Origin of the sequence: Pseudarthrobacter sp. NIBRBAC000502771 (genome assembly GCF_006517215.1) — a bacterium.
In the GTDB taxonomy this organism is placed as follows: Bacteria; Actinomycetota; Actinomycetes; order Actinomycetales; family Micrococcaceae; genus Arthrobacter; species Arthrobacter niigatensis.
This window is the reverse complement of sequence record NZ_CP041187.1, coordinates 3175783-3199115: the sequence shown is the minus strand read 5'-3', so window position 1 is coordinate 3199115 and position 23333 is coordinate 3175783. Positions and strand designations below refer to the sequence as shown.

Annotated in this window: 21 protein-coding genes, 1 tRNA gene and 1 pseudogene; 15 read left to right on the top strand and 8 right to left on the bottom strand. The window is 64.5% G+C overall.

Annotated elements, in window-relative coordinates:
• Window positions 1–3 precede the first annotated feature (3 nt).
• The 3 genes and pseudogenes from NIBR502771_RS14975 to NIBR502771_RS14965 form a co-directional block, all read right to left on the bottom strand.
• A pseudogene (locus NIBR502771_RS14975) lies at window positions 4–1028 on the bottom strand (NADPH:quinone reductase).
• Window positions 1029–1143: 115 nt separating this feature from the next.
• Window positions 1144–1317, bottom strand: a complete 174-nt coding sequence (locus NIBR502771_RS14970; protein WP_141160443.1) for a CsbD family protein — start codon at window positions 1315–1317, stop codon at window positions 1144–1146.
• 101 nt (window positions 1318–1418) lie between these two features.
• Window positions 1419–3026, bottom strand: a complete 1608-nt coding sequence (locus tag NIBR502771_RS14965) for a phospholipase D-like domain-containing protein (protein WP_141160442.1) — start codon at window positions 3024–3026, stop codon at window positions 1419–1421.
• 178 nt (window positions 3027–3204) lie between these two features.
• On the opposite strand from NIBR502771_RS14965, the gene NIBR502771_RS14960 reads away from it, so the two are divergent.
• Both NIBR502771_RS14960 and NIBR502771_RS14955 read left to right on the top strand, forming a co-directional pair.
• Window positions 3205–3666, top strand: a complete 462-nt coding sequence (locus tag NIBR502771_RS14960; protein WP_141160441.1) for a GatB/YqeY domain-containing protein — start codon at window positions 3205–3207, stop codon at window positions 3664–3666.
• A 216-nt stretch (window positions 3667–3882) separates the two neighbouring features.
• Complete coding sequence (locus tag NIBR502771_RS14955; protein WP_141160440.1) at window positions 3883–4272, top strand: hypothetical protein; 390 nt, start codon at window positions 3883–3885, stop codon at window positions 4270–4272.
• 1038 nt (window positions 4273–5310) lie between these two features.
• On the opposite strand, the gene NIBR502771_RS14950 is transcribed toward NIBR502771_RS14955, so the two are convergent.
• Complete coding sequence (locus tag NIBR502771_RS14950) at window positions 5311–6399, bottom strand: IS110 family transposase (RefSeq protein ID WP_141160439.1); 1089 nt, start codon at window positions 6397–6399, stop codon at window positions 5311–5313.
• A gap of 863 nt (window positions 6400–7262) precedes the next feature.
• A tRNA-Leu gene (locus NIBR502771_RS14940) sits at window positions 7263–7345 on the bottom strand.
• A gap of 170 nt (window positions 7346–7515) precedes the next feature.
• Between NIBR502771_RS14940 and NIBR502771_RS14935 the strand changes: the two genes are divergently transcribed.
• Window positions 7516–8820, top strand: coding sequence for a M20/M25/M40 family metallo-hydrolase (locus tag NIBR502771_RS14935; protein ID WP_141160437.1), 1305 nt, complete (start codon window positions 7516–7518; stop codon window positions 8818–8820).
• A 12-nt stretch (window positions 8821–8832) separates the two neighbouring features.
• Window positions 8833–9993 (top strand): acyl-CoA dehydrogenase family protein, encoded by a 1161-nt coding sequence (locus NIBR502771_RS14930; RefSeq protein ID WP_141160436.1) that lies wholly within the window; start codon window positions 8833–8835, stop codon window positions 9991–9993.
• A gap of 23 nt (window positions 9994–10016) precedes the next feature.
• Here NIBR502771_RS14930 and NIBR502771_RS14925 read toward each other — a convergent pair whose 3' ends face one another.
• Window positions 10017–10250 (bottom strand): DUF5703 family protein, encoded by a 234-nt coding sequence (locus tag NIBR502771_RS14925; protein ID WP_018771130.1) that lies wholly within the window; start codon window positions 10248–10250, stop codon window positions 10017–10019.
• 40 nt (window positions 10251–10290) lie between these two features.
• Here NIBR502771_RS14925 and NIBR502771_RS14920 point away from each other — a divergent pair, with 40 nt between their 5' ends.
• Window positions 10291–10557 carry a hypothetical protein gene (locus NIBR502771_RS14920; protein ID WP_141160435.1) on the top strand — a complete coding sequence of 89 codons (267 nt, stop codon included), beginning with the start codon at window positions 10291–10293 and terminating at the stop codon, window positions 10555–10557.
• Window positions 10558–10593: 36 nt separating this feature from the next.
• Here NIBR502771_RS14920 and NIBR502771_RS14915 read toward each other — a convergent pair whose 3' ends face one another.
• Window positions 10594–11529, bottom strand: a complete 936-nt coding sequence (locus NIBR502771_RS14915; RefSeq protein ID WP_141160434.1) for an aldo/keto reductase — start codon at window positions 11527–11529, stop codon at window positions 10594–10596.
• 51 nt (window positions 11530–11580) lie between these two features.
• On the opposite strand from NIBR502771_RS14915, the gene NIBR502771_RS14910 reads away from it, so the two are divergent.
• Together NIBR502771_RS14910 and mshC are read left to right on the top strand one after the other, a co-directional pair.
• The gene (locus NIBR502771_RS14910; RefSeq protein WP_141160433.1) at window positions 11581–12414 is read left to right on the top strand and encodes an undecaprenyl-diphosphate phosphatase; all 834 of its coding nucleotides are present in this window, start codon (window positions 11581–11583) and stop codon (window positions 12412–12414) included.
• Window positions 12415–12429: 15 nt separating this feature from the next.
• Complete coding sequence (gene mshC / locus NIBR502771_RS14905) at window positions 12430–13707, top strand: cysteine--1-D-myo-inosityl 2-amino-2-deoxy-alpha-D-glucopyranoside ligase (protein ID WP_141160432.1); 1278 nt, start codon at window positions 12430–12432, stop codon at window positions 13705–13707.
• A gap of 87 nt (window positions 13708–13794) precedes the next feature.
• On the opposite strand, the gene NIBR502771_RS14900 is transcribed toward mshC, so the two are convergent.
• Window positions 13795–14700 (bottom strand): PAC2 family protein, encoded by a 906-nt coding sequence (locus tag NIBR502771_RS14900; RefSeq protein ID WP_141160431.1) that lies wholly within the window; start codon window positions 14698–14700, stop codon window positions 13795–13797.
• Between the two features lie 199 nt (window positions 14701–14899).
• Here NIBR502771_RS14900 and NIBR502771_RS14895 point away from each other — a divergent pair, with 199 nt between their 5' ends.
• From NIBR502771_RS14895 to prcA, 8 genes are all read left to right on the top strand, one after another.
• Complete coding sequence (locus tag NIBR502771_RS14895) at window positions 14900–15580, top strand: HAD family hydrolase (RefSeq protein ID WP_370871412.1); 681 nt, start codon at window positions 14900–14902, stop codon at window positions 15578–15580.
• Entirely contained in the window at window positions 15573–16763 is a 1191-nt protein-coding gene (locus NIBR502771_RS14890; protein WP_141160429.1) for a site-2 protease family protein, read from the top strand. The genes NIBR502771_RS14895 and NIBR502771_RS14890 overlap by 8 nt, the downstream gene beginning before the upstream one ends.
• 96 nt (window positions 16764–16859) lie before the next feature.
• The gene (locus tag NIBR502771_RS14885) at window positions 16860–17924 is read left to right on the top strand and encodes a tRNA (adenine-N1)-methyltransferase (protein WP_141160428.1); all 1065 of its coding nucleotides are present in this window, start codon (window positions 16860–16862) and stop codon (window positions 17922–17924) included.
• A gap of 82 nt (window positions 17925–18006) precedes the next feature.
• A complete protein-coding gene (gene arc / locus NIBR502771_RS14880) occupies window positions 18007–19758 on the top strand; it encodes a proteasome ATPase (RefSeq protein ID WP_141160427.1) in 1752 nt (583 codons plus the stop codon).
• A gap of 50 nt (window positions 19759–19808) precedes the next feature.
• Window positions 19809–21428: a depupylase/deamidase Dop gene (gene dop / locus NIBR502771_RS14875; protein ID WP_168225796.1), complete on the top strand. Its 1620-nt coding sequence runs from the start codon at window positions 19809–19811 to the stop codon at window positions 21426–21428.
• An 84-nt stretch (window positions 21429–21512) separates the two neighbouring features.
• Window positions 21513–21716 carry a ubiquitin-like protein Pup gene (locus NIBR502771_RS14870; RefSeq protein WP_141160425.1) on the top strand — a complete coding sequence of 68 codons (204 nt, stop codon included), beginning with the start codon at window positions 21513–21515 and terminating at the stop codon, window positions 21714–21716.
• Window positions 21717–21796: 80 nt separating this feature from the next.
• Entirely contained in the window at window positions 21797–22618 is an 822-nt protein-coding gene (gene prcB / locus NIBR502771_RS14865) for a proteasome subunit beta (protein ID WP_141160424.1), read from the top strand.
• Between the two features lies 1 nt (window position 22619).
• Entirely contained in the window at window positions 22620–23330 is a 711-nt protein-coding gene (gene prcA / locus NIBR502771_RS14860) for a proteasome subunit alpha (RefSeq protein WP_141160423.1), read from the top strand.
• Window positions 23331–23333 lie beyond the last annotated feature (3 nt).

Here is a 23333-nt window from a genome sequence, read left to right as displayed (position 1 = left end):
GCGTCAGGGGGCCGGTGCGACGTCGATCAGCACTTTTCCGACTGTCTCCTGTTCCACGGCGTCATGGGCTGCCGGGGTCTGGTCGAGCGGGAACCGTGTCAGGGGCAGTCCGTACTCTTCCCCCACCCGCAGCGCGCCTGCCGCCAGGGCCTCGCCGACGGCGGCAACGGCTTGACGTTTCTGCTCGTCGGTGACGGTGTAGGTGAGGATGAACTGGTAGCGGACGTTCCTTGCCATGCTTTCGCGGATTGGAACAGTGAGTGATTCTCCGGGGTTCGCCGCGTAAATGGAGATCGTTCCGCCCGGTTTGATGACGTCCAGGTCCGTTGTGATGTTCGCGGGTGCATTGACGTCCACGATCATGTCGACGCCGTTTGCGGCCACCTGGTGGACGGCGCCAACGACGTCCCCGGTCCGGTAGTTGATGATGGTGCCGGCACCGGCACGGCGGGCAAGTTCAGCCTTTTGCTCCCCGCTGACGGTAGTGATCACGGTGGCCCCGGCCCAGCGCGCGAGTTGGATGGCCGCGTGGCCTACGGCTCCGGCCCCTCCCGTGACCAGGACGGTTCGTCCTGCGAGGGCACCGGCTGAGAGCCTCGCCGGGCCGTCCTCGTTCGATGTCAGGGCCCGGTGCGCCGTCAACGCCGGGATTCCCAACGAAGCGCCGGTATCGAAGGATTCGGTATCGGGAAGGGGCACTGCTTTATTGCCGGGCACCACAACGTATTCCTGGGCTGTGCCTTCATTGCTGCCCCAGGCGACGTCCCACAGCCAGACTCGGCCGCCCACGGAAAGGCCGGTCACCCCGGGACCCAGCGCATCGATGACTCCGGCTCCGTCCTGGTTTGGAACTTTGGGGCATCCAGCTTCTTGCTTGCGTTCCCGGACCGCGACTTCCAGTCGGTGGGGTTGACGCCGGACACCACCACCCGGACGCGGACTTTTCCGGGCCCCGGGACCGGCAGTGGCCTGTCCCGTAGCTTCAGCACGGATGAGGGCCCTGTTTCTTCGTAACTGATTGCCTTCACATCTACTCCCAACCCGGTTGCCGCTGCCCTTAATGCCCCAACCTACCGAACGTGCCGGGCGCGCATGAAAAAAGCGCACCCCGTTCGCTGAGTGCGCTTTTTCCATGACTGCCTGTCAGTGCTTGAAGGCGTCCTTGACCTTTTCGCCGGCCTGCTTCAGATCACCTTTTGCCTGATCTGCCTGGCCTTCGGCCCGCAGGCTTTCATCGCCCGTGGCAGCTCCGGCTGCTTCCTTGCCCTTACCGCCGGCCTTTTCAGCGGCGTTCTCAATCTTGTCGCCCAGTCCCATGGTGTTTCCTCCTCTGGTTGGCAGCCGTTCGCATTCGGCTGTGAATATCATAAGCATGCTTAGGAACCATTTTTCAAGTCCCCGGCCTACTCACTGTCCGCCTAGAACCTGGAGGTGCCACGAAGCGGCCGGGGCCGGCCGTCCGGATCGACGACCAGCCGGTAGATCGGATCAGCCCAGATACGGTGGATGGCCCGGACCGGTTCGGGGGAGTGGTGCCGCACCTGGCCTGGCGGCCGCGGCCCTGATCGGCCGGTCCCGTGCCACTTTTCCAGGGCGCCGGCCATCCTGTTCCAAAGATCAATTTCCCCGCCGCCGGTGGTCAGGAGGGGGTCGTCCTGGTCCATGCCCAGATGTTCCGCCCAGAGCTGGAGCCGCAACTTCCGCGGGAGTGGCTGGGGCGTTCGGCCACCGGCGCTGCCACCGGCGTCAGCCGCAGCGGCGGTGTCGATCACTGCGCAGGTGAGCTCGCTGTCGGTGGTCCAGGACCGGCGGTTGAAGTTGTCAGATCCGCAGGTGAACCACGTGTCGTCGATGATGCAGATCTTCGCGTGGACGTAGATCGGTGTCCCGTCATTATTCTCCAGGTCGAATACCCCCACCCGGTCGGGTGCCGCCCGGCGAAGCATGCTGATGGCACGCTGTTGCCCCAAACGCCGGGGCGGGCCGCCAAGGAAACCGTCAGAGTCGGGATAGCGCGGCACCACGATGATGACCTGCAGCGCTTGGTTGCGCTCCAGCGCCTCTGCGATGCCCGCGGCGACCTCTGTTGACCACAGGTACTGGTCTTCGATGTAGATGAGCGAACGCGCCTGGGCGAAAGCCTTTGCATAGGCCCGCGCGATGCTCCGCTCTCCGTGAGGCGCGAACGGGAAAGGTGGGTGCTTCACGCCGTAGGTGCGGAGCAGCTGCACGGCGTGCGCTCCGGCATCCGGCGGGGGCGGAGCGGCTTCCGGCAATGGTCTGGGGTGCCTTGGCATGCGGGCCAGGCGCTGCAGCAGCATCCGGTAAGGGGTGCGGCGGTCCAACGGGTGGGGATCGTTCCAGCGTTCCGCAAAAATAGCCAGCACATCGGCAACCACCGGCCCCCGAAGCTCGAGAGCGGCGTCGTGCCACGGGGGCCTCGGCCCGTAGCGGGAGTCCATCTTCACCGCCTGTGGGTCGCCCAGGTGGGCGGCGTTGTCCCGGCGGCTGTGTGACAGGTCAATCCCGCCCACGAAGGCGACGTCGCGGGAAGGATCGTCACGACGACGGATGACCACCAGTTTCTGGTGGTGCGACCCGAAGACGCGGACCCGCTGGTCCAGCAGCGCCTCGCCGCCGGCGTTATTGATCTGACGGCTGAGGAGTTCGTTGGACCGGCCGCTGATGGGGGCCGATATCCGCTCGCCGTGGGATCTCCAGACGAGGCCCCTGACTTCCACGCCGGACCGGGCCAGTCCCGCGAGCAGCCCGCCGATCGTGGTGCCGCCCGGCTCCAACTGCTCATCGCCGTCGCCGCGCCAGTCGGTGAACCAAACCCGGTCTCCAGCCTTCAAGTCCGAGAGCTCCGCATACAGCCTGGCAAAGTAGGCTTCCCCATGCACCAGGGGCTCCACCAGGTTGCCTTCCGACCAGGACGCCGAGCCTGAGCCGCCCGCGTGGATCCCCGAGGCAGGGTTTCCCCGCTCGGCGCCGCTCAGGAACCACTTGCCAACGGTGCTGTCCACTCGGTGCTCCTTTCGGGGCCCGGAGACCCAGGCCGCTGCGGCTTCCAAACTAGCCTACGGCCGCTCCGGGGTGTCTTTCCCGCGGGGCGGAACCAGCCGGGGACACCGGATTACTCGGGCCGCACGCGGGAATAGGCTTGTCCCGGAACGCTTTCCACCAGAGAAGAACGAGGACACCATGTCGTTGAAGGAACAGTTGAAAGGCGACGTCGTCGTCCACATGAAGGCGGGCAACCGGGTTGCCCTTACGACCGTGCGCAATGTCCTCGGAGAGATCGAAACGCGGGAGAAGTCGGGCAGGACCCCGGTGGAACTCGACGATCTCCAGGTCACCGCGCTGCTGCAGAAGGAGGCCGCCAAGCGCCGGGACACGGCCGCCACCTACTCGGCGGCGGGTCATGACGACCGCGCCCAGGCGGAGATCGCCGAAGCAGAGGTCATTGAGACGTACCTTCCGAAAGCCTTGACCCGGGCGGAAGCCGAAGCGATCGTGGATGAGGTCATTGCGGAACTGGGGGCGGACAGTACTGTGCTGACCATGCGCTCCATGGGTGCCGTCATGAAATCCGTGACGCCCAAAATCGGCGGCCGGTTCGACGGCAAGGCCGTCAGCGAGATAGTAAAGGCACGCCTGGCCTGATTACGCCCGGGAAAGCCGTATCAGCTGCCATTAGGCAGCTGAGCAACGATTTGGCGACAAAAGTCCATAACCTGCGGTCCTGACCTGCGACGCTGAACATACTTGGATGCTTCTATATTCGTCAAGCAGCGGCTGGATTCCATCCGAGGAGTCCCAACGCGCAGGGGAAGGACCGGAACGTGCGCCCAGCACCCCGTGCATCCTGTGGAGCTAGGCTTGGGCTTCGAGCAGTCAAAGGAACTGCGGCCAAACAATAGGGGGACGGGCTTGGGAAGCGGGCAGCATGAAGGCATTGGTTTCCGTGAGGTGAGCAATGGGGACGGTACGGTACCGGCGACCATGACCGCGGCAGCGGCCGAAGAGATCGGGCCTTCGCCCCGGACAAAAAATCCTTTCATCATCATCCTGTGGGCGTTGTCAGGAGTATTGATCCTGGGCGGATTGTTGGCACTTCTGAATGGCTCTTTGGAGGTGAGCATGACCCAGCGGGTCAGTATGGCCGACATCCTCTTCACCTTCGCACCGCAAAGTGTCTTCATCGGCGTCACTACCGTTATCGCACTCATGTTCTGGCACGCTTGGCGGTGGCAACGAGGACAAGGTTAGTGGGGCCTGGCCTCTAGATATCGGCAGGTGATCAAGCAGCCCTGCGCGGGGGAAACCAGGCTCGCATTCCAAAGTATTCAGATCGAACACGGCGAGGGCAGACCGACCACGAGGCGAAGTTCCTTGCTCAATAACAATCCCGAAATGCCAAGAAAAGGGACGAAATCCCTCTTGACTTAAGGTGTTCTACCGATAGGCTTTTATCACTTCGCAGGACAAACCCTTCAAAGGGCTCCGATATAGGTCTCATTTTTTGACGGAGAAGTCTTACGGACAAAAACTCATTGCCATATCGGTGAACAACCCTGGGGGGAATCATGAGAAATGCAATCACGCGCGCCGCTGCCATAGTCACGATTATAGGAGGGTCCGCGTTCTCCGGTATGGCAGTCGCCAGCGCCGCTTCGCCTTCCCCTGATGTGGTAGGGGTTCTCCAAACCGAAAGATTCAGGGCCGAGCGCAATTGTCAGGATCGGTACCAGCAGTTGCTCAACAATTACGCGGTGATCGTCACGCCCTGTACCCATGTGGGCGGTGCCTTCGGAGAGTATTACCTGCAGTTCCGGATGACGTAGCCCGAGGAGGATCCATGGTTGGGGGCCGCCTGCCGCGTGGCTCCCAACTTGGCTTCTGTCAGCCCTTTCCGCGGCTAGGGGAGTGGAGAACTTGGGCCAGTCCGATGTGCGACAAACCCGCGGACAGTCCCAGGTAAACCTAGATTTCTCGTCCATTGGGGGCTAAGATCTATTTACTAAATAGGGGGAGAAATGCTAAGTCGAATTAACCTTTTGCCTGTTTGGGCGAAGATTCTATGTCTTTCCTGCCTTGCATGTGGCGTCATCTTTATTATAGTCACATTGGTGGCGCTTGGTCGCGGTTCGGAGGTTACTGAATTACTTTTTAATCTACTGCTGATCGCCGCTTTCGTTGGGCTTGCAGCTGCGGTCGCTTCGAAGGCTAAGCCGCCGGCTTCAAGTCGAGACGGACACAACTCAGGAAAGCGGCGAGGACCCCTTTTCTTTTAGACCTTTAGCAGATCTAAGAGACTCCCTGCCGCGGGCATCCCGCTGCAGGTAAGGATTCCTGTGCGGCATTTAGGGTTCGATAGATTTGCCGCGTTATGTAGCGCTTGAGGCTTCGGATGATTTCCTTCTTAGTTCTGCCTTGGCTTGTTCGCTTCGTCACGTAACCTCTGGTGGCAGGGTCCCGGTTCATTCTGATGAGGGCGATAGTGTAGATCGCTTTGTTGAGTTGGCGGTCGCCGCTGCGGTTTAGTCGGAATCGTGTGGTGCCGCCTGATGAGGCCGGGACCGGGCAGGTGCCGGCAAGAGCTGCGAATGCGGCTTCGGAGCGCACTCTTCCGGTGTGTGACCAGGCTGTGAGGATGATTGCGGCCAGGACCGGACCAACGCCGTAGACATCGAGGAGACACGGCTGGACTTGCTTCACAAGGATCTCAAGTTCTGCGTGATTCCTGGTCATTTGCTCCTGCAGTGTGAGGATCTGCTTTGCGAGGCGTATTGCTTCGCGGCGGCAGGTTTGGACTCCGAATTCTTCGTCTCTTTCCCGCCATCCTGCGATGGTACGGGTCTGGGTGACGGTCAATGGTTTCCGGGCGTCCATGCCGAGGTCTACGACGCGTAGGAGAGCCGTGAGTGCGTTGATGGCTGCGGTGCGTTCTCGTGCCATGGTGCGGCGTGCGTTGGAGAGGATCCGTAGTGCCATGTGGTTCTGCCCGGACCGGGGTTCTCGGAGGCGGTCCATAGGTATGCTCAGCGTCCCTCGTGCTGCCCGCGCTGCGTCGATGGAATCGGATTTTCCCTGATATCTCCCGAGCCGTTGGTTCGGGACGGGCGCTTCGGTGACTTGAAATCCGGCGTCTGTGGCCTGCTGCCGGAGTTTGGCACCGTACGAACCCGTTCCCTCCATAGAGAGTAGAACCTGTCCAGGAGAAGCTTCGGTGCGGCGCAGGACCCAGGACAGTGCGCGACTGCCTGCGGCTGCGGTGGCCGGGAATGTTTCGTTCGCGACTTCTCCACCGCTGCCGGTTTCGATGATGGCGAATGTATGCGTTTTGGCGTGGGTATCGATGCCGACGACGAAACCGAAGTGCTCTGCCACAATCATCTTTTCCTCCTGAGTTCCGAGAATGGAAACGCGTCGGTGGGTTACGGCGTGGCAGGTCTGTAATGGGCCACACCCGGTGCACGGGTGGGCATGCTTCTAATCAGGCCAGCGCTGTAGACACAACCGATGCTGGGCCCGGCCAGGGCGGACATATCCAAGAAAGCGCACTCCGAAATACTGAGCTCGGAGGCAAACCCATGGGTGAGTCACACCCCAGCCCGGCCACAGCACCAGCCTGCCAGCCGCTCACTGAGCAACCGGGTAAAGACTTACAGCCCATGGGGTTCCAGGCTTTTTGGGCAAGGCCGCCGGGGAAGAGAGTTGTCACGGCGGCCACAGGCTGCGTCTTGTTCGCAAGCTGTTTGTCCGCCTGTGCCGGGACATGGCAAGGAGAGCCGCCCTGTTTTCCTCCCGCCTATGAGGTGAGCCCCGGCGTTGCGGGCCCCGGAGACCCAGTCACCGTCCGCGCAGCCGACGCCGGCTGCAATCCCCGGTACGGAAACAACGCCCGGATTCACATCACCGTCACGGACGCCGCCGGGCAAAACGTCCTGAGTACGACGTCGCCGATGAATGACGCCGGCGGATTCGTTTTCCAGTTTGAAGTCCCTCCGCACGCGGCGCCGGGCGTTGCCACTGTGGAGGCCTACCCGTTCGGCGTGGATTGGTGTGATGACACCGGAACGAATAACCGGGTGCCGCATGCTCAAGGTTTTAGCAGGACCTCGTGCGCGGCTCCCGCGAAACCATTGACAATCGCATCCTGAGCCCTAACCGAATGCCAGGCTCCATAACGGAGGCATTGATCGGATACGCGAAAAAACCCCGGAACATCGATGATGTTCCGGGGTTTTCCCTTTTTGTGCGCGGAGGGGGACTTGAACCCCCACCCCCTTTCGAGGACTAGCACCTCAAGCTAGCGCGTCTGCCATTCCGCCACCCGCGCAGGTGGTATTTCGGAAAGCGGTTCCGCCTTTCAGCGTTTCGCGCCTCTCCGAAGCAGCGAGAAAAACTCTAACACGAACTTTCCGGGAACAACGAATCGGGCCAAGTAGGTAGGCTGAAGGCAGCGATTCAGCTCGTGCCACCCAGTCATTCCCTACCAAGGAGCCACCAATGCCTGACGTCCTGCCCGAGGATGAAGTTGTCCGGATCTGCCAGGAACTCATCCGGATCGACACCTCCAACTACGGCGACGGGTCGGGGCCTGGGGAGCGGGCGGCGGCCGAGTACGCGGCGGGGCTTATCGAGGAAGTGGGCCTGGATGCGGAGATCTTCGAGTCTGCCCCTGGCCGGGCGAACGTTGTCACCAGGATGGCAGGGGAGGACCCCTCGGCCAGTGCGCTGGTGGTACACGGACACCTGGACGTCGTTCCCGCACTCCGGGACCAGTGGTCCGTTGACCCGTTCGGTGCGGAACTGAAGGACGGCCTCATCTGGGGACGCGGCGCCGTCGACATGAAGGACATGGACGCCATGATCCTGTCAGTCCTGCGGGGATTTGCCAGGGAGGGCAGGAAGCCCAAGCGTGACATCATCTTCGCGTTCTTCGCGGATGAGGAAGCCGGCGGGGTTTACGGCGCCCGCTACGCTGTGGACAACCGGCCCGAATTGTTCGAGGGCGCCACGGAGGCCATCTCGGAGGTGGGCGGCTTCTCAGCCACCATCGGCGGGCAGCGCACCTACCTGTTGCAGACCGCGGAGAAAGGCATCTCCTGGCTCCGCCTCGTGGCGCACGGAAGGGCCGGCCACGGTTCCCAGATCAACACGGACAACGCGGTTACCCGGCTTGCCGCCGCTGTGACCAGGATCGGCGAGTACAAGTGGCCCATCGAGCTCACCCCCACCACCAGGCAGTTCCTTGACGGCGTGACGGAACTCACCGGCGTGGAATTCGACGCCGACAATCCGGACCTCCTGCTCGACCAGCTCGGCACGGTGGCAAGATTCGTCGGGGCCACCCTGCAGAACACGACGAACCCCACCCTCCTCAAGGGTGGCTACAAGCACAACGTCATCCCCGAGTCCGCCGAAGCCCTGGTGGACTGCCGCACCCTCCCGGGCCAGGAACAGCAGGTCCTGGAGATCGTGCGCGAACTCGCCGGCAACGGCGTGGACGTCAGCTACGTCCACAACGACGTTTCGCTTGAGGTCCCCTTCGCCGGCAACCTGGTGGACTCCATGATCGACGCGCTCCACAAGGAGGATCCCGGCGCCAAGGTGCTGCCCTACACGCTTTCCGGTGGCACCGACAACAAATCACTCAGCCGCCTGGGCATCACCGGTTACGGTTTCGCGCCCCTCATGCTGCCTGACGAGCTGGACTTCACCGGCATGTTCCACGGGGTGGACGAGCGGGTTCCCGCGGATTCCCTCAAGTTCGGTGCCCGGGTGCTGGACACGCTGCTCACCAACTACTGAGAGGAACCGGCCATGACTCCAGAGGACCTGCTGCCGGATGACCTCCTGGAGCGCATCCGCAGCCGTGCCGCCGGCTATGACCGCGACAACGCCTTCTTCCATGAGGACCTGCAGGAGTTGGCAAAGGCCGGGTACTTGAAGCTGTTCGTACCAGCGTCCGACGGCGGCATGGGGCTGGGGCTCGAAGCGGCGGCGCAGTGCCAGCGCAGGCTGGCAACGGCTGCACCGGCCACCGCGCTGGCCGTCAACATGCACCTGGTCTGGACCGGCGTCGCCCACGTCCTGGCGGCCCGGGGCGACCACTCACTTGCCTTCGTCCTCGAGGAAGCCGCGCAGGGAGAGGTATTCGCCTTCGGCAACTCAGAGGCCGGCAACGACTCGGTCCTGTTCGACTCCCGGACCACGGCGGTGCCGGACGAAGACGGGGGCTACACCTTCACGGGAACCAAGATCTTCACCAGCCTCTCGCCGGCCTGGACCCGCCTGGGCATCTTCGGCAAGGACCCGGACGCGCGGGACGGTGCCGGTGAACTGGTCCATGGGTTCATCACCCGGGAAACTCCCGGCTACCGGATCCTGGACGACTGGGACACCCTGGGCATGCGGGCCAGCCAGTCCGCCACCACGGTCCTGGAAGGCGTGAAAGCTCCAGCCGGCCGCATCTTCCGCAAGCTGCCCGTCGGCCCCAACGCCGACCCGCTGATCTTTGCCATCTTCGCCTGCTTCGAAAGCCTCCTTGCCGCCGTCTATACAGGCCTGGGTGAACGCGCCCTGGCAGTCGGCGTGGAGACCGTGAAGCGGCGCGCCTCCTTGAAGAACGGCGGCCGCAGCTACGCGCAGGACCCTGACATCCGCTGGAAGGTGGCAGAGGCTGCCATGGCCCTGGACAGCCTGTACCCCCAGCTCAAGACCGTCACCGCCGACGTCGACGCCCTGGCTGACCATGGCGCCCAGTGGTTCCCCAAGCTGGTGGGGCTGAAGGTGAACGCCACCGAGACGGCGCGGCGCGTAGTTGACCTCGCCATCCGCGTCAGCGGGGGATCGAGCTACTTCAGGGGCTCCGAACTGGAGCGGCTTTACCGGGACGTGCTGGCCGGGATGTTCCACCCCTCGGACGACGAGTCTGCCCATAACACCGTGGCCAACGCGTGGCTGGGGCCGGTCGAAGACTGAACGGTCCCCTGGACCGTGAGTCGCTAAACGGTCCTTTGGACCTGCATCACCCGGCGCCGCAGCCAGAACCGCCGGCCGCCGCCCACGTAGAGCTTGCTGCGTTCCAGTTCCCACTTGCCGTATTCGGAGTGTTCAACGAGCCGGCGCCGCGCCTCCGGCAAGGAATCATCAGGGCTCACGGTCAGCACGAGGTACTCGTACTGCCGCAAATAATCCCGCTCCCGCTGGACCGAGCTGGTGAGAAATTGTTCCTTCATTTGCTCTCCATTTTCGTCCTTTTCCGGCTAACGTGAAGTCATGAGCATCGATCCGCGTGTCGCGCTTTCGTCCCTGACCACCGCTTTGGAAGAACACCTTATAGCAGCATCGAACCGCCGCGGGGACGGTGATCCCTCCGTTGAGGCAGCGTTTTTCGCAGTTGCCGATGCTTTCGAAGTTTACGAGGACGCCCTTTACGAGGCCTACAACGAAGTAACGCCCCTGCAGGTCTTCGACGACGAGGATGACGAGGACGAAGAAGCCGACGTGGACGAGGATGAGGACCTGGAAATCGTCGAGGAATAGCAGCGCCCCCGGATCAGGGAAATCCGGGAACAAACCCTAGGACACCGCGGAAACATCCTCCAGCGCGCGCGCAATCTGCGGCGGCAGGGGCGCCAGCTGGGCATCGAGGATTTCCTTCAGCTGCACCGGAGTGCGCGCGCCAACGATCGCCGTGGCAACTCCCTGCTGCGCGAGCAGCCAGGACAGCGAGACATCCTGCGGAGTCCGGCCCAGCCCGTTGGCAGCCATGCACACGGCATCCACGATCCGCGACGGCTTGTCCTCCAGATACGGCTCCACGTATGCGGCTTCGCTGACGGAGGCGCCGCGTGAACCGGCGGGAATGCTGCCACGGTACTTTCCGGTGAGTACCCCACGGCCCAGGGGGGCCCAGGCCATCAGGCCGAGCCCGGCATCGTCGGCGGCCGGCATCAGTTCCGCTTCCGCCGTCCGGTCAAGGAACGAGTACTCCGCCTGGACAGCCACCAGCGGCACAACGCTGGTTGCCGCGGCCTTCGCGGCCTGCCAGCCCCTGTAGTTCGAGATTCCCGCGTACCTGGCCCGCCCGGTGCGGACTGCGAATTCCAGCGCCGCGAGGGTTTCGTCGAGGGGAACGTTGCCGTCCCAGGCTTCGGCGAACCAGAGGTCCACATAGTCCGTACCCAGCCTTGCCAGGCTGGCGTCCAGGCCGGTGAGCATCGCATTGCGTGACGTGTCCACCGCGCGCCGGCCATCCGGCGTCGTCATCCCCGCTTTCGTGGAGATGGAAACTTCGGTGCGGGACACCACATCGCCCAGCAGCGATCCAAGGATCGCCTCCGATCCGCCGCCCGCGTATGACGCCGCCGTATCCACGTGCCGGCCGCCTGCCTCGAGGAAGGTGCGCAGCAACTCCGAGGCGTCCTGCTCATCCGTGTCGCCACCCCAGGACCGGGTGCCAAGGGAGAGGGCTGAGACTCGCAATCCACTGTTGCCGACGTAACGCTGCTGCATAGCAGCAAGCTTACGGGCAGGAGCACCGCCGCCATGCCGTAGGGTCTTAGCGTGAACTGGTTTGAAGCGGCCCTGCTGGGCCTAGTGCAGGGACTGACCGAATTTCTACCGATTTCATCAAGCGCGCACCTGCGGATCGTGGGGGAGTTCCTCCCCAACGCGCAGGACCCGGGGGCAGCCTTTACGGCCATCACCCAGCTCGGCACGGAGACCGCCGTCCTGATCTTCTTCTGGCGGGATATTGTCCGCATCGTCAAAGCCTGGGCCGGCTCCCTTTCCGGCAAGGTGCCACGGCAGGACCCTGACGCACGCATGGGCTGGCTGGTGATTCTGGGCAGCCTGCCCATCATCGTGCTGGGGCTGCTCTTCCAGGACCAGATCGAATCCGTGCTCCGCAGCATGTGGATCGTGGCCACCATGCTGATCGTCTTCGGCCTCATCCTCGCCGTGGCGGACGCAACCGGCGCCCAGAAGCGGGACCTGGCCCACCTGACCTACAAGCACGGCATGTTGTACGGATTGGCGCAGGCCCTGGCCCTTATTCCGGGCGTCTCCCGCTCCGGCGGAACCATCACCGCGGGCCTGCTGATGGGCTACACCCGTGAGGCCGCGGCACGGTACTCGTTCCTGCTGGCAATCCCCGCCGTTTTCGGCAGCGGGCTGTACCAGCTGTACAAGGTGGTCACCAAGGAAGGGATCTCCGGACCCTTCGGCCTTCCCGAAACTGCGCTTGCCACCGTCATCGCCCTGGTGGTGGGCTACGTCATCATCGGTTGGTTCCTGAAGTTCGTCTCCACCCGCAGCTACCGGCTCTTTGTCTGGTACCGGATCTTCCTGGGGCTCGCCCTCTACCTCCTCCTCGGTTTCGGCGTCATCAGCGCCTAGGACTAGGCTTGGCATGTGAAATCCTGGACTTCCCGCCCTGTGCCTGCCCTGCCCGGAAACATGCCCGCCATCCGCCTGTTCGACACCGCGGCGGGCCGCGACGTGGCACTGGAACCGGAGGCCCGGCCGTCCATGTACGTCTGCGGCATCACTCCCTACGACGCAACGCACATGGGGCATGCGGCCAGCTACGTGGCTTTTGACCTGCTGAACCGCGCCTGGCGCGATGCAGGCAGCGAAGTCTCCTACGTTCAGAACGTCACGGACGTGGACGATCCCCTGCTGGAACGCGCCACCGCCACCGGCGTCGACTGGCGCGACCTCGCCGCGGAACAGGTGGAACTCTTCCAGACCGACATGGAGGCGCTGAACGTCCTCGCGCCGGACAACTACGTCGGCGCCGTCGAATCGATCGGCCTGATCGTCCCCGAAGTGGAACGGCTGGTCAGCATGGGGCTGGCGTACCGGGTGGCAGGCACCAACGGCGAACCTGACGGGGACGTCTATTACGACGTCGAAGCCGCCGGCAAGCAGGCAACGGCACCTGATGCGTGGGCCCTGGGGTCCATTTCCCACCTGGGTGAAAGCGCCATGCTGGAGCTCTTCGCCGAGCGCGGCGGGGATCCGGGCCGCGCCGGTAAGCGGCAGGCCCTGGACCCGCTGCTCTGGCGGGTGGAACGGGAAGGGGAGCCGAGCTGGCCTGGTGGCAGCCTTGGACCGGGACGGCCGGGCTGGCACATTGAGTGCACCGTGATCGCACAGAAGTACCTCCCCGCGCCCTTCACCGTGCAGGGCGGCGGATCGGACCTGATTTTCCCGCACCACGAAATGGGCGCGGGCCACGCCTACTCACTGGCCGGCGTCCCGCTGGCGAAGCACTACGCCCACGCCGGCATGGTTGGGTTGGACGGCGAGAAGATGAGCAAGTCCAAAGGCAACCTGGTGTTGGTTTCGAAGCTCCGCGCGGCAGGGGAGGATCCGGCAGCCATCCGCCTGGCCATCCTTGCCCACCACTACCGCTCGGATTGGTCCTGGACTGACGAAGGCTTCGCTGCCGCGAAGGCAGACCTGGCGGCCTGGCGGACGGCGCTCGACCACGCCCCGGAGGGCTCGGGCCCGGCACTGCTGGCCGGGATGCGCGAAGCGCTGGCAGCCGACCTGGATGCGCCTGCAGCGGTCGCCGCGGTGTCGCGCTGGGCCCGGGCAGCCAACGACGGCGGTGCTGCCGCCAGCGACGCCGACGCAGCGCTGGTCAAGGACGCGGTTGACGCGCTCCTGGGGGTCCGGCTCTAGGAGTCGATTCACAGCAGCAGACGGGAAGGGCCTGGCGGGATCGCTCCCGGCCGGGCCCTTCCCGTTGAGGCAGTCAGTACGGCCGCATCAAGGCCGGTCCTGGCCCCGGCGCTTAAGGTATCGCTCGAATTCACGGGCGATGGACTCGCCGCTGGCTTCGGGCAGGTCTGCGGTGTCCTTGGCTTCCTCCAATTGCCGGACGTACGCGGCAATTTCAGGATCCTCCGTGGCGAGTTCGTCCACGCCGCGCTCCCACGCGTCAGCTTCCTCCGCCAGCTCGTGCGTGTCCAGCGGCACCTGGAGGAGCTCCTCGATCCGGTGCAGGAGGGCCAGCTGGGCTTTGGGGGAGGGCGCCTGGGCCACATAGTGCGGCACTGCGGCCCACAATGACACGGTGGGGATGCCGGCCAGGAGGGCCACCTCTGACAGGACGCCCACGATCCCAACGGGGCCCTCATACTGTGAGGCTTCCAGGTTCATGCGCTCACGGAGCGGAGCGTCGTCCGAGGATGTGCTCACCGGGATTGGGCGGCTGTGCGGAACGTCGGCCAGGAGCGCCCCCACCAGCACCACGTAATCCACGTTCAGGGCCTCGGCATGGACCAGCAGCTCGGCCGTGTAGGCGCGCCACTTATAGGACGGCTCCGTGCCCTGGACAAAGATGACGTCCACATTGGAGTTGGGGGCACTGGCCTTGTAGATCCGGGTGGAAGGCCACTTGATCTTCCGTTCACCGGCCGCGTTCCGGCGCACCGTGGGGCGGGTGAACTGGAAGTCGTAGTACTCGTCGGCATCGATGGAAGCGACTTTCTTGCCGCCCCACAATTTGTTCAGGTAGCGCAGCGAATCGCTGGCGGCTTCTCCGGCGTCGTTCCACCCCTCAAAGGCGGCAAGCATCACAGTTATGCGCTGTCCGTCAGCGACTGGCTGCAGGAACCGTTCCCGCTCGGGTCCGGCACCCTGTTCGGCGGTGTCTCCCTCGAAGCTATTCATTTCTTCACCCTACGTCCAAGCGGCTGGCCCGTGCAGGGAATGAAGCGCCACAAATCCCGCGAAACCCTCCTGCTGGGCCGTCCGGCCGCGGCATATTCGCCGAGGGCGTAGCCCACAGCCGCCGCCCAGCCACGCCCCGTAGACTGGCGGTATGCCAATTCCTGCCGCCAGTTCCCCGCTTAAAGCCGTCCTCTGGGACATGGACGGGACCATTGTGGACACCGAGCCATACTGGATCGCCGCTGAGCATGCGCTGGTGGAGGCCCACGGGGGAACGTGGAGCCATGACCAGGCAATGCAGCTGGTTGGCCAGTCGCTGACGTTTTCCGCCGGCCTGCTCCAGCAGGCCGGCGTCGAACTCGAAATCCGGGAAATTATCGACACCCTGACCGCCCAGGTGGTCAGCAGCGTCCAGCAGCAGGTGCCGTGGCGGCCCGGCGCCCGTGAACTCCTTGAGGAACTGCACCTTGCCGGCGTGCGCTGCGCTTTGGTGACCATGTCAGAGGGCCCGTTGGCCCGCGAAGTGGTGGCCAGCCTTCCCCGGCCGTACTTTGACGTACTGGTTACCGGGGACACGGTGAGCCAGGGCAAGCCGCACCCCGAGGCGTACCTGACCGCCGTCGAACTCCTGCAGGAGGACGATCCCCACCTTGGAATCCACCACTGCGTAGCCCTTGAGGATTCCGTTCCGGGCGTGGCCGCGGCCGTGGCCTCCGGTGTGGCCACTGTGGCTGTCCCGCACATTGTTCCCCTCCCGGACAACGGCAGCTATGCGCTGTGGGATTCCCTGTCCGGCCGGGGCCTGGAGGAGCTGGAAGCCCTGCTCCTGCCGGCCGGTTCCACTGGGGCGGCCGCCTCGCGCGGTGGTCACCGTGGCTGAACCGGATACCGGACAGGGTCCCGCAGCGGGCGCGCCAGCGCGCCGCTCGGGCATTCCCTTGGGGCGCATCGCCGGCGTTCCGGTGGTGCTGGCATACTCGTGGTTTGTGATCGCGGCCTTCACGGTGATCGTCTATGGGCCGGTACTTGCGCGGAACAACCCCATGCTGGGCGCCAGCGCCTATGTGGTGGCGTTCGCCTATGCCGTGTTGCTGCTCATTTCTGTCCTTGTCCACGAACTCGCCCACGCCCTGACGGCAAAAATCTACGGCTGGCCCACCCAAAAGATCGTCCTCAACCTCTGGGGCGGCCACACCCAGTTTGAAAGCTTCACCTCTTCTCCGGGGCGGTCGTTGCTTGTTGCTTTGGCCGGGCCGGCCGCAAACTTCGTCCTGGCCGGCGGAGCGTGGCTGGTGCTCAGCACCGACAGCCTGGGCAGCGTGGCCGAAATCCTGACGAACATCTTCATGTGGGCCAACTTCCTCATCGGTGTCTTCAACGTCCTGCCGGGCCTTCCACTCGACGGCGGCCGGCTGGTCGAATCCATCGTCTGGAAAGCCACCGGCAGCCAGGCGAAAGGCACCGTGGCGGCCGGGTGGGGCGGCCGGATCATCGTCCTCGCCATCGGCTACTGGTTCCTCCTTCGTCCGTTCCTCGCCGGCGACCAGCCCGAATTCAGCCTCCTGATGATCACCATCCTGGTGGGCGGGTTCCTGTGGATGGGCGCATCCGCATCCATCCAGCAGGGCACCCTGCGCGGGCGGCTCCCACTGGTCAGCGCCGCAGCATTGTCGACGCCGGCTGCCGGCGTTCCCTCCAGCGGTACGGTCCGGGACGCCCTCCGCCTGGGCGCAGCAGGAACAAAATCCGTGGTGGTTTGCGGCCCCGACGGACGGCCGGAAGGCGTGGTGGACACGGGCGCCCTTGCAGCCGTGCCCGGTTCAGCGGCAGATACGACCCCCGTCACCGCCGTCTCGTTTCCCCTGGCCGCCGGCGCCTATATTCCGGAATGGTCCAAGGGTCAGGAACTGATCCAGTTCCTCTCCCAGCTTGAGGGACGCCACTACGCCGTGGTTGACCACAACGGAACCGTTACGGGTTTGCTGACGCAGGAAGCCGTCCTCGCCGCCATCACCGGGAAGCGCCTGCGCAACGATAGGCACCCCCAGGGCCAGAACCGGTAGAGTTACCTGCCGGTCGTGCATTGCCACCGCACGTAGCCGCGTCCCCTGGGAGCATCAGGCAGCGGCACAACAGGTTTACAGGAGCGAGGAAGAAACATGAGCAGCGAAACTGCCGTCAACGACGCCAAGGGAGCAGCGCAAGCCGGTGCTGCCGCCAGCGGCTCGCAGCCGGTGGGCGCTGCCCGTCGCCGGGGCCCATTCCGGGAGGGCGAACGCGTCCAACTGACCGACGAGCGTGGCCGGATGAACACCATCACCCTGGAACGCGGCGGCGCTTTCCACACCCACCGCGGATTCCTGAACCACGACGAAATCATTGGCCAGGTGGACGGCTCGGTGGTGGTGAACAACGTGGGCCAGCAGTACCAGACCCTCCGGCCCCTGCTCTCGGACTTTGTGCTGTCCATGCCGCGCGGCGCCGCCGTCGTATATCCCAAGGACGCCGGCCAGATCGTCACCATGGCGGACATCTTCCCCGGCGCACGCGTCGTGGAAGCCGGCGTGGGCTCGGGGGCCCTCTCCATTTCCCTGCTCCGCGCGGTGGGGGACAACGGCTACCTGCACTCCTTCGAAAGGCGTGAGGAGTTCGCGGACATCGCCCGCGGCAACGTGGAAACCATCTTCGGTGGCCCCCACCCCGCGTGGCAGATCTCCCTCGGTGACTTCCAGGAGGAAGTGGTGAAGGCCGAGGCGCCCGGCTCCGTGGACCGCGTGGTCCTGGACATGCTGGCGCCATGGGAATGCCTCGACGCCGTCGCCACCGTGCTCGCGCCCGGCGGCGTCTGGATCAACTACGTCGCCACGGTCACCCAACTCTCCCGCACGGCCGAAGCCATCCGCGCGGACGGACGCTTCACCGAACCCGATGCCTGGGAGTCGATGGTCCGCGGGTGGCACCTTGAAGGACTGGCCGTGCGCCCCGACCACCGGATGGTGGCCCACACAGGGTTCCTGCTGGTCACCCGGCGGTTGGCAGACGGCGTCACCGGGATTTCGGTCAAGCGCCGCCCGTCCAAGACCGAGTTCAACGAAGAGGACGTCAACGCCTGGACGCCAGGAGCGGTGGGGGAGCGGGCGGTGTCCGACAAGAAGCTCCGGCGGGCCGCCCGTGACGCCATCGCGGGGACCAACGTCGTGGACAACCGCGAGATTACGAACTAGTCCATATTTCGGGAGCCTCCATCCCTACCCGGCCTCTTGGGACTAATGTCTTAAGAGAAGCGCAGGAAGGGGCTGATACATCATGGAGACACCAAACCAGGACTCCGGACGTACACCGGCAGAGCAGTCTGCCGCCAACGACCTCTCGGTTGCTGACCGCCAGGTCAACATACTTCGGGACAAGCTCAGGCACATCGACCGCCAGTTGGCAGCGGCAACGCAGAACAACTCGAAGCTGGTCAGCATGCTTGAGACGGCGAAGGCAGAGATTCTCCGCCTGAAGAACGCCCTGGACCAGGAAGGGCAACCGCCCTACAGCTTCGGCACCATCCTCCAAATCAACCCGAAACGGCAGCCCGCCCCCGGCAACAGCGGCCAGGCTGCCACCGAGGAATCGGTGGACATCTTCAACGCGGGCCGGAAGATGCGCGTGGGCATCAGCCCGCTGGTCAACATCAACCAGCTTGCGGTCGGCCAGGAGGTGCTGCTGAACGAGGCACTCCTGATCGTCGCGGGGTTGGGCTACGAGCGGGCAGGTGAGCTGGCCACCCTGAAGGAAATGCTTGGACGGGACCGCGCCCTTGTGGTTGGCCGCGCGGACGAAGAACGCGTTGTCCGGCTCTCCGGTGCGCTCCTTTCCGAAAAACTGCGGGTCGGCGATGCCCTCTCCGTCGATTCCCGGACCGGATACGCGCTGGAGAAGGTTCCCCGCTCAGAGGTGGAAAACCTTGTCCTCGAGGAAGTTCCGGACATCACGTACGAGGACATCGGCGGCCTTGGCCCCCAGATCGAGCAGATCAGGGACGCCGTGGAACTGCCGTTCCTGCACCCGGACCTCTACCGTGAGCACGGCCTCAAGGCTCCCAAGGGCATCCTGCTGTATGGCCCTCCCGGCTGCGGCAAGACCCTGATTGCCAAGGCCGTTGCCAACTCGCTCGCGGCCCGCGCCGCGGAGCGGTCCGGGAATGTCGACCTGAAGAGCTACTTCCTGAATATCAAGGGCCCGGAACTCCTTGACAAGTACGTTGGCGAGACCGAGCGGCACATCCGCCTGATCTTCGCCCGCGCCCGGGAGAAGGCCTCGGACGGCAGCCCCGTCGTGGTGTTCTTCGACGAAATGGACTCGCTGTTCCGCACCCGCGGCACCGGCATTTCGTCCGACGTCGAAACCACCATTGTGCCCCAGCTCCTCAGCGAGATCGACGGCGTCGAGCGCCTGGACAACGTGATCGTGATCGGCGCATCCAACCGCGAGGACATGATCGATCCCGCCATCCTCCGGCCCGGCCGGCTTGACGTGAAGGTCAAGATCCAGCGGCCCGATGCGGAGGCAGCGGCCGACATCTTCAACAAATACATCACGCCGGACCTGCCATTCCACGAATCAGACCTGGCCGAACACAACGGTGATGTCCAGGCAACCGTCGACGCCATGGTCCAGCGCACCGTGGAGGCGATGTACTCCACCGACAAATCCAACGAATTCCTGGAGGTCACCTACGCCAACGGTGACACGGAAATGCTGTACTTCAAGGACTTCAACTCCGGTGCCGTGGTGCAGAACGTGGTGGACAGGGCCAAGAAGTATGCCATCAAGGACCTGCTGACATCACACCAGAAAGGTCTCCGGATCGAGCACCTGCTGCGCGCCGTGGTGGACGAATTCCGTGAGCACGAAGACATGCCCAACACCACGAACCCAGATGACTGGGCACGCATCTCCGGAAAGAAGGGTGAACGGATTACCTATATCCGCACCATCGTGCAGGGCAAAGCCGGCCAGGAGCCCGGCAAGTCCATCGAGACAATGCCCACTACTGGACAGTATCTGTGACGGGTTCACAGGGATCCGCCGGCGGGGAGGCCCTCCCCGCCGGCGGGGCCATGCGGGTTATGGGGGCAGAAACGGAATACGGAATCCACGCTCCGTCAGCCCCTTCCGCCAACGCCACCATGATGAGCGCCCGCGTGGTCCAGGCCTACGCGCAGGTCACCCGGCAGCGGGCGGCCGGCGGGGCAGAGACGCGTTGGGACTACACGGATGAGGAGCCTTTGCACGATGCCCGCGGCTGGACAGTTGACCGCGGTGCCGCCCATCCCTCCCAGCTGACGGACCAGCCGCCGGTGCTCGATGCGGAGGCGGTGGCTTTGGCCTACGGCCGCGAGGAACTGGAGCTCGACGGCCAGGACGAGTCGGGGACGCTCCTGATGAACATGGTCCTCGGCAACGGCGCGCGGCTCTATGTCGACCACGCCCACCCCGAGTACTCCAGCCCCGAGGTAACGAACCCCCGGGACGCTGTGGCCTGGGACGCCGCCGGTGACCTTGTGGGCCTGGCGGCCGTGCGCCGACTGGCAGCCGACCCGACCCTGCCGCCGGTCAATCTCTACAAAAACAACACGGACAACAAATCGGTTTCCTACGGCTCGCACGAAAACTACCTCATGCCCCGGTCCGTACCGTTCGGGGACATTGTGCGCGGGCTGACACCGTTTTTCGTCAGCCGGCAGGTGGTGTGCGGGGCAGGCCGGCTGGGTATCGGTCAGGACAGCTCCATCCCTGGCTTCCAGATCAGCCAGCGCGCCGACTTCTTCGAAGCAGAGGTGGGCCTGGAAACGACCATCCGCCGGCCCATTATCAACACCCGGGATGAGCCCCATTCCACCGCTGACAAGTACCGGCGCCTGCACGTCATCATCGGGGACGCCAACCTCAGCCAGGTGTCCAACTACCTCAAGTTCGGCACCACCGCCCTGGTCCTCAGCCTGGTCGAAGCCGGGCTGGCTCCGAAAATCGAGGTATATGAGCCCGTCACCGCCCTCAAAACGGTGAGCCACGATACGTCCCTGACTGCCAAAATCCGGTTGCTGGACGGCAGGCGCGTCACAGCACTGGATCTCCAGTGGATGTACCACGAGGCCGCCGCCAAACTTGCGCAGGACACCGGTGTGGGCGATGCCGTGGACGGCGACGGACACACCCATGAGGTCCTGGAACGGTGGGCGTCTGTCCTCACCCAGCTCGACAGCGACAGGGCCGCGGCGGCCACCGCGGTGGAATGGCTGGCCAAGCTCTCCCTTTTGGACGGTTACCGCCAGCGCGACGGCCTGGACTGGAGCGACGCCCGGCTGGGCCTTGTCGACCTGCAGTGGGCCGACATCAGGCCCGAGAAGGGCCTCTACTACCGCCTGCTGTCCAGGAACCGGATGCAACGGGTGGTGGATGATTCCGCCATCGCAGCTGCCGTGGCGGAGCCACCGGCGGATACCCGGGCGTTCTTCCGGGGCAAGTGCATCAGCAGCTTTGGCAAGGATGTGGTGGGGGCAAGCTGGGATTCGGTCATCTTCGACGTGCCCGGCTACGGGAGGCTTCAGCGGGTGCCCACCCGTGAGCCACTGAGGGGAACCAAAGCCCTGACTGGAGCGTTGTTTGAGCGCTACCGGGAAGCGGGACCGTTCCTGGGTGAACTGCTGGGACACAACAGCACTCCGCCTGCGGCGTAAACAGCGCCGGAACGCCCGTCCCGTGGCAGGATGGGCATATCGGAGGATCCGCCGGATCCACCGACGGAAGAAAGAGGAAAACCAATGGCAGGCCAGGAGCAGCAGCAGCCGCAGTCACGTGACACCCAGGTCGACGAAGACATCCCCGAAGCACCCCCGGCAGCACCGGAGGCGCAGGCCTCGGCATCCACCGAAGGCGTGGATGACCTGCTCGACGAGATCGACGGCGTCCTCGAATCCAACGCCGAAGAGTTCGTCCGGGCATTCGTCCAAAAGGGCGGCCAGTAACCCGGACCGCTGGGTGGCTGAAGCCGCGGAAGGCCGGGATCTGTACCGACGTTGTGAGTACCACATTCAAGGAGTGATGAGTGCAGGAATCAACCGCCAACCAGGTAGCCGCCAACGCCACCTCGTCTTTTACCGAACACCTGCAGCGGGACCGGCCTGAGCTGTTGCCCTTCAGCCGGCCCCTCCCGGGAGGTGCGTCAACCGCTGCGCCGGTCCAGGTTCCCCATGCCACCACCATCGTTGCCATGAGCTATGGCGGCGGCGTCCTGATGGCGGGCGACAGGCGGGCCACCATGGGAAACGTCATTGCCAGCAGGCACATCGAGAAAGTCTTCCCGGCTGATCATTTCTCCGTCCTGGGCATCGCCGGAACTGCCGGCATAGCCATTGACCTGACGCGGCTGTTCCAAGTTGAACTTGAGCATTACGAAAAGATTGAAGGCACCCAGCTCAGCCTTGAAGGCAAGGCGAACCGTCTGGGTGCCATGATCAGAGGCAACCTCCCCCTGGCCCTGCAGGGACTTGCGGTGGTGCCCCTGTTCGCCGGATTCGACATCAGCGCCGGCGTTGGCCGCCTGTTTTCCTACGACGTCACCGGCGGCAGGTACGAGGAACACGAACACCACACCGTCGGCTCCGGCTCCGTGTTCGCACGCGGTGCCCTGAAGAAGCTTTGGCGGCCCAACCTGACCCCGGAGCAGGCCCTCTCCGTTGCCGTGGAGTCTCTGTATGACGCCGCCGACGACGATTCGGCAACGGGCGGTCCGGATACAGTCCGCCAGTTGTGGCCGGTGGTGTACACGGTTGACAGGACCGGAGCCCGGCGCGTCCCTGAAGCCGAACTCGCGGCGGCCTCGCGCAGCGTAATCGAAGCGCGCACCATCGCCGGACGGGAGGCCTGAGATGACCCAGCAGTTCTATGTCTCACCTGAACAGCTAATGAAGGACCGCGCGGACTTCGCGCGGAAAGGCATCGCGCGGGGCCGCTCCGTAGTGGTCATCAGCTGCGCCGACGGCATCGCCCTCGTAGCCGAGAACCCGTCGCCGTCCCTGCACAAAATCGGGGAAATCTACGACAAAATCGCGTTCGCCGCCGTCGGCAAGTACAACGAATTCGAAAGCCTCCGCCAGGCCGGAGTGCGCTACGCCGATGTGAGGGGCTACTCCTACGACCGTGAGGATGTGACCGCGCGGGGCTTGGCCAGCGTGTACGCCCAAAGCCTGGGGGCCGTCTTCACCGCCGAGCAAAAGCCCTTCGAGGTGGAACTCGCAGTCGCCGAAGTTGGACCCACGCAGGCCGAGGACCATCTCTACCGGCTTACCTTCGACGGTTCGATCGCCGACGAACACAGCTTTGTCGTCATGGGCGGACAGGCTGAGAAAGTGTCATCCGCCATCGGGGAAGGGTGGCAGTCCTCCCTGGGCTTCGCCGATGCCGTGAGGCTGGCACTGAAGGGACTTACCCCCGCCCAGGAGGGGGACCAGCCGGCGGCACCGTTGCCGCCGGGTGCACTGGAAGTCGCCGTCCTGGACCGGGTCTCCGAAAACTCCCGCGGCAGCCGGCGTGCCTTCCGCCGGCTGAACGACGCGGACATCACCGCACTGCTGGCCTAGGAG

What these genes read in the sequence shown, in the direction of transcription:
- NIBR502771_RS14970 (WP_141160443.1), bottom strand. Translation starts at nt 1,317, where the DNA reads ATGGGACTGGGCGACAAGATTGAGAACGCCGCTGAAAAGGCCGGCGGT.
- NIBR502771_RS14960 (WP_141160441.1), top strand. Translation starts at nt 3,205, where the DNA reads ATGTCGTTGAAGGAACAGTTGAAAGGCGACGTCGTCGTCCACATGAAG.
- NIBR502771_RS14950 (WP_141160439.1), bottom strand. Translation starts at nt 6,399, where the DNA reads ATGATTGTGGCAGAGCACTTCGGTTTCGTCGTCGGCATCGATACCCAC.
- NIBR502771_RS14935 (WP_141160437.1), top strand. Translation starts at nt 7,516, where the DNA reads ATGCCTGACGTCCTGCCCGAGGATGAAGTTGTCCGGATCTGCCAGGAA.
- NIBR502771_RS14930 (WP_141160436.1), top strand. Translation starts at nt 8,833, where the DNA reads ATGACTCCAGAGGACCTGCTGCCGGATGACCTCCTGGAGCGCATCCGC.
- NIBR502771_RS14925 (WP_018771130.1), bottom strand. Translation starts at nt 10,250, where the DNA reads ATGAAGGAACAATTTCTCACCAGCTCGGTCCAGCGGGAGCGGGATTAT.
- NIBR502771_RS14920 (WP_141160435.1), top strand. Translation starts at nt 10,291, where the DNA reads ATGAGCATCGATCCGCGTGTCGCGCTTTCGTCCCTGACCACCGCTTTG.
- NIBR502771_RS14915 (WP_141160434.1), bottom strand. Translation starts at nt 11,529, where the DNA reads ATGCAGCAGCGTTACGTCGGCAACAGTGGATTGCGAGTCTCAGCCCTC.
- NIBR502771_RS14900 (WP_141160431.1), bottom strand. Translation starts at nt 14,700, where the DNA reads ATGAATAGCTTCGAGGGAGACACCGCCGAACAGGGTGCCGGACCCGAG.
- NIBR502771_RS14895 (WP_370871412.1), top strand. Translation starts at nt 14,900, where the DNA reads ATGGACGGGACCATTGTGGACACCGAGCCATACTGGATCGCCGCTGAG.
- NIBR502771_RS14885 (WP_141160428.1), top strand. Translation starts at nt 16,860, where the DNA reads ATGAGCAGCGAAACTGCCGTCAACGACGCCAAGGGAGCAGCGCAAGCC.
- arc (WP_141160427.1), top strand. Translation starts at nt 18,007, where the DNA reads ATGGAGACACCAAACCAGGACTCCGGACGTACACCGGCAGAGCAGTCT.
- dop (WP_168225796.1), top strand. Translation starts at nt 19,809, where the DNA reads ATGCGGGTTATGGGGGCAGAAACGGAATACGGAATCCACGCTCCGTCA.
- NIBR502771_RS14870 (WP_141160425.1), top strand. Translation starts at nt 21,513, where the DNA reads ATGGCAGGCCAGGAGCAGCAGCAGCCGCAGTCACGTGACACCCAGGTC.
- prcA (WP_141160423.1), top strand. Translation starts at nt 22,620, where the DNA reads ATGACCCAGCAGTTCTATGTCTCACCTGAACAGCTAATGAAGGACCGC.